Below are 4,676 nucleotides of genomic sequence, written 5' to 3' on the forward strand. Positions count from 1 at the left end.
ATGCGTTCCCACTGGTCATTCCGCAAAGCATAGCGGCGCGTCATTGTACCACTCCTGAAATTACTCAACTCGCCAAGAATTTATCTATTTTAAACTGGATTGACACCTATTTGATGACACGCCCTAGGGCACCTCTGTGTTTAGTGTGCAGATGAGGTTGTTAGGTGGGCGATCGCCTTATTTGCCTATCTCCACTCTTAGACTGCTTTCCGGAAAGTGTGAAAGAGTTTATAGGAGTAATTTTGGCTGTATCATTGACCATATCTGAATCATAACCAGTCAACTCTCGTGTAGAATTCCCTTATTGCTTTCCGGAAAGCAACTCCAATCAATCCTCGTAAACCACCGAATCAAGATCATAGATTTTCCTGCCCTTCTTGTTCTTGGTCGCCTTTATTTTGCCTGCCGCCTCCCAGTTCCTCAATGTCCTAGTGGTTACTCCCAGAGCCTTGGCCACCTCATTTTTGGTTATCACCCCTTTGGGTTGTTGACCAAAAACCAGTAAACCCCCAAGTATCAAACAGCTTGGGGGTTTACTGGTTTTTGGTATAGCTTTGGTAGTAAAGCTATTACTTAGCTAAGTAATAAGGCAGTCAATCACCTCAACTTAACTATCTATTAAGTAGTCCCAGGGAAAAAAAGAGATGTTTGTAAAGGATTATTTCATACCTCGCAGGTTGACATATTCAACCTTATGTCCATTGCGCTCTCCTCGAGCCTCAAGTCCTACACTCACCTGGTAAGCTAATTCCGACTCCGATTCAAACATCTGAGCGACCAATTGATCCCGCTTAAGATGCTCCCACTCCAACTCAATGGGGTTCCGGAACGGAACAGTAAGGTGGCAAAAAGAACAAATAAAGTCCCATCGCTTGCCATTGGGGAAGTTTCTGCTTTACAGCTTTACTGGTATGAATCGAGCCGAAGCACGAGGATGATAACACGGATTCGACCCGTACGTTGGTAAATTTCACCAGCAACTTGGGCTTGTTGCTCCATCAGTTTGATAAAGTCTTCACTTTTCCAACTCCCCAACACGAAACTGCATATAAATTTCACCAACGGTTGCCACAAACCCAACACACTTAATCGTTTGCCTCGTTTTTTCGTCTGTTCTTGCCGCTTCTGCTCTCCTTTAAAGTAATAGCTATAGCTGACGGCACTCCACAAACAGCATCCCGATTCGTCAAGGGTTTTGCAAGTCAAGCTCATCGGCAGCAGCCGCTAGTTCAAGCATTTCGAGGTCGTTTTTCTTAGCCAGCCGCTGATGTGGATCTTGCCGTTTTTGATGACTCACTCGCATCCGTTTCCAAATCACCCCCTTTTTTTGAGGATCTGACGTAGATACTCAGCGACTTTGGTCAACTTGCCGTTTCCGACAGAGTTTTTCGGCAAGTTGTACGCTGTTGTAGCTTCTCGGGTCAATTCTTAAAGATAACTTATGAAGATCCTTGCCAGATAACGACTTCATAAGTTATCTTTATATCAATTTTTTTTTTACAAGCTCTGAGTTACACAGGATATATAATCAAAAAGGCGTTTGAAGTATCAATGGTTACATAAGCTATGGTAGGTAACGAGCTTAGAGCTTTCCAACGAGGACTGAACCCTGATTACAACGAAGAATACGGACTCGATGAGATGGTCGCTGCTGGTAAACAAAGTGGTAGCCGACTAGAGTACGTCTTTGAAGGGTCATATAACGGTAGCATCTACTCTGAGTACGACAGTATTTGGCAGGATTTTGACTTGTTGCCTCTACAGGATAGGAGCAATATCGTCACGCTTGGAGAGGGAGCTAGCGAGTTAATAGAGTTTGAAGAACTTAGCCCCTTGCTCAATGGAGCAAAGCTTTATATACTCATGGATAGTGAGAAAAACCCCACAGGTACGTTTAAAGACCGGGAAGCCTCTCTAATCATCAGCCGCTGCAAAGAACTGGGATTGGATAACCTGGTATTTTATTCTACCGGCAATACAGGAAGAACCTATACTCATTACGCGGCTCATTTAGGACTGACAACCTACTTCTTTATGCCGGGAAAATGTCACTACAAAAATACCAAGCATATTAAGAAGAACAAGAACAACTACATCATCTACGTGGATGACTACTACCCCCAAATTAGTCCCTATGCCAAGCGGTTTGCGAAGGAAAATGGTTTAAATGCGATCGCCCCTCTGCATGATCGCACAGAGCCTTATGCCACAGTCGCCTACGAGCTATTTCGCAAATTGCCCAAATATGACTTTTTCGTACAGACTATTGCCAGTGGTATGGGGCCAATTGGCTACCTCCGAGGGCATAAGAATCTGGTTAAGTTTGGTTTAGAACGCCCAGAAGACATTCCCCGGATTATCTGCATCCAATCTGAGGAAATGAGTGTGATGTCTCGTGCCTACAGTAGCGGACGAACCACCCTCACTGAAGATGATTTGCCGAAAACATTCGCCGAGCATTTATTTGAGCCAACGCTCAATTCCACCAATCCGGTCAAAAATTATCCCGAACTTTACAAATGTCTGCAAGAATCCAACGGCATTATTACCCATGTTGATCCAGACTACGTCAAAGAAAAAGCCCAACCTTTGGTAGACGCTTTCCAAAACCGGGGACTCACTTTGAGAACCGATTTAGAATTGTCTAATTTAATTGGGTTTGCTGGTCTGATTCAATTGGCAGAAAAAGGTCAATTCCAGAAAGACCAGACAATTGCTATGCTCTCTTGCGGACGCGGTAAAGATCAATCAACCGAGTTATACGAACCCGATAGCTGGGTCAGTCCTCGCACTGATGATCCCGTAGAGTTGAAGCAAAAACTCGATGCCCTCTAAAGATAACCTCTAAAGATTAAACAGAAGTCGGTAGAACTTTACGTTCTACTGGCTACTTGATTGGAATCACATGGAAATTAACAAGAAAACAGCCCTAGTGACCGGAGGTGGTAAGGGAATTGGAAGTGCTATTTCCAAAAAGTTAGCATCCCTCGGCTATAACGTCGCTGTTAACTATTTAAGCGATACTCAAAGTGCTGAAGCAACAGTAGCAGACATTAAAGCCCTGTCAGGAACAGCTATGCTCGTTCGTGCCGATATTTCCAACTCCCAAGAAGTCGAATCGATGGTTCAACAAGTTGATGCGGCTTACGGTGGCGTGGATGTCTTAATTAATAACGCCGGAATGAACATTGACAAACCCTTCCTAGAAATGACCGAGGAAGAATGGGATCGGGTGATTGATACCAATCTTAAGGGTGCTTTTCTAGTCTCTCGTGCCGTTGCTCGACTGATGAAGGCTAAACATTTGCAAGGCAATATTATCAATATTGGAGCAACTACCGCCATATCAGGTCGAAAAAATGGCGTAAACTACTGTTCATCCAAAGCAGGGTTGCTGGTAATGACGCGCTGTTTGGCAAAAGAACTAGCACCAGATATTCGGGTCAATTCTGTGATTCCGGGTTTTACTCGCACGAGAGAAACCATCGAACGATTTCAGCTTGATACTCAAGAAGACTATGAACTCTCAAAACGAAATATTCCCCTCAATCGCTTGGGGAAACCGGACGAAGTGGCTGTGTTGGTAGCATTCATAATCTCGGAAGAAGCCGCTTATATCAACGGCCAGAAATTTATCATTGATGGTGGAGAATATATGATTTAATAGGATCTCTGGCAATGACTTATCTCAAAAGTTTACAAAACCAGGTTGAGGAGCGAGTGCTACCCTTAGTTACGAACTCCCCAACAACTTGGACAAAACCGGATGGAACCCCGGTCAGTTCAGTGGATCTCGCAGTACAAGCTGAACTGATCACAATGATTACAGAGCACTATCGGGACCATCGGATTTTGTATGAAGAAGGGGAACCCCAACACAGTTCAAAAACATCTGATTTTACTTGGGTTATTGATCCGATTGATGGAACTGCAAATTTCTTAGAAGGCAAGAAAGAGTATAGTATTGCTATTGGGTTGATGAAAGGAAATGAATTTCTAGAATCTCTGGTGCTCTTTCCGGCTTCTGGTGAAAGTTTTTATGCAGCTACAGGAGAAGGTGTTTACCGGAACTGGGAAAAAATGCCCATCCCAAAGCCTGACCCAGAAGAGAAAGAAATCATTTTTTGTTCGCGAACTTATCCCCGGGCTCAAAATAGAATGGTCACCTACACACCGACTTTCTATCGCTGTGCAACCTATAGCCTTTTGCGGGTATTAACGGGTCAGGCATTAGCTTTTCTTGCCGCTAATACGATGCTCTACGATGTTGGCTCCATTTCTCATATTGCCAGTGAAGTCGGAATTGAGTGTCTTTCAGGTGTCAATCAAACAATACAGTACCGTCCAACTTTAGAACGCATTCCGATTTTTCTAGCAGTCTCCCCAATAGTTTCTCAAAAACTGCGCTATCAGATTCTGAATTGCGCTCAAACCTAGCTGTAATGCCAGGTGAAAGAGTTCAGGATTTCTACAGATTTTCAGCTGACTGACGGACATGGGGGGGCGACGATAGCGATTGAAACGATTGATACGTCAAGAGTGTAACGATCCTGGTTGACTGACAAAACTTAATGAAAAGCATAATCGTAGGTTTTTACCTTAAATTCGAGTCGATAGTACCTTTTCTGATGTTGTTTGCGGGAGGCCATGGCTGGGTCAGGGTCGTAATTAGAGGT

7 protein-coding genes are annotated in these 4,676 nt (G+C 43.9%); 3 read left to right on the forward strand and 4 right to left on the reverse strand.

Annotated elements, in window-relative coordinates; genetic code table 11:
* Positions 1–328 precede the first annotated feature (328 nt).
* The 4 genes from F6K37_RS44990 to F6K37_RS32490 all read right to left on the reverse strand — a co-directional run bounded on the left by F6K37_RS44990 (position 329) and on the right by F6K37_RS32490 (position 1,318).
* Positions 329–475, reverse strand: a complete 147-nt coding sequence (locus tag F6K37_RS44990) for a MerR family DNA-binding transcriptional regulator (RefSeq protein WP_353813177.1) — start codon at positions 473–475, stop codon at positions 329–331.
* Between the two features lie 183 nt (positions 476–658).
* On the reverse strand, positions 659–811 hold the full coding sequence (locus tag F6K37_RS32480; RefSeq protein ID WP_287254755.1) for a hypothetical protein: 153 nt from the start codon (positions 809–811) through the stop codon (positions 659–661).
* Between the two features lie 92 nt (positions 812–903).
* On the reverse strand, positions 904–1,212 hold the full coding sequence (locus F6K37_RS32485) for a transposase (protein WP_287254756.1): 309 nt from the start codon (positions 1,210–1,212) through the stop codon (positions 904–906).
* Positions 1,187–1,318 (reverse strand): hypothetical protein, encoded by a 132-nt coding sequence (locus F6K37_RS32490; RefSeq protein WP_287254758.1) that lies wholly within the window; start codon positions 1,316–1,318, stop codon positions 1,187–1,189. The genes F6K37_RS32485 and F6K37_RS32490 overlap by 26 nt, the downstream gene beginning before the upstream one ends.
* Before the next feature lie 248 nt (positions 1,319–1,566).
* On the opposite strand from F6K37_RS32490, the gene F6K37_RS32495 reads away from it, so the two are divergent.
* The 3 genes from F6K37_RS32495 to F6K37_RS32505 all read left to right on the forward strand — a co-directional run bounded on the left by F6K37_RS32495 (position 1,567) and on the right by F6K37_RS32505 (position 4,437).
* Positions 1,567–2,835 (forward strand): pyridoxal-phosphate dependent enzyme, encoded by a 1,269-nt coding sequence (locus F6K37_RS32495; RefSeq protein WP_287254759.1) that lies wholly within the window; start codon positions 1,567–1,569, stop codon positions 2,833–2,835.
* Positions 2,836–2,905: 70 nt separating this feature from the next.
* Positions 2,906–3,664, forward strand: a complete 759-nt coding sequence (locus F6K37_RS32500) for an SDR family NAD(P)-dependent oxidoreductase (RefSeq protein ID WP_287254761.1) — start codon at positions 2,906–2,908, stop codon at positions 3,662–3,664.
* Between the two features lie 14 nt (positions 3,665–3,678).
* On the forward strand, positions 3,679–4,437 hold the full coding sequence (locus tag F6K37_RS32505; protein ID WP_287254763.1) for an inositol monophosphatase family protein: 759 nt from the start codon (positions 3,679–3,681) through the stop codon (positions 4,435–4,437).
* Positions 4,438–4,676 lie beyond the last annotated feature (239 nt).

It is taken from the genome of Moorena sp. SIO4E2 (genome assembly GCF_010671945.1).
Lineage (GTDB): Bacteria > Cyanobacteriota > Cyanobacteriia > Cyanobacteriales > Coleofasciculaceae > Moorena > Moorena producens.

What these genes read in the sequence shown, in the direction of transcription:
- F6K37_RS32500 (WP_287254761.1), top strand. Translation starts at nt 2,906, where the DNA reads ATGGAAATTAACAAGAAAACAGCCCTAGTGACCGGAGGTGGTAAGGGA.
- F6K37_RS32495 (WP_287254759.1), top strand. Translation starts at nt 1,567, where the DNA reads ATGGTAGGTAACGAGCTTAGAGCTTTCCAACGAGGACTGAACCCTGAT.
- F6K37_RS32505 (WP_287254763.1), top strand. Translation starts at nt 3,679, where the DNA reads ATGACTTATCTCAAAAGTTTACAAAACCAGGTTGAGGAGCGAGTGCTA.
- F6K37_RS32485 (WP_287254756.1), bottom strand. Translation starts at nt 1,212, where the DNA reads ATGAGCTTGACTTGCAAAACCCTTGACGAATCGGGATGCTGTTTGTGG.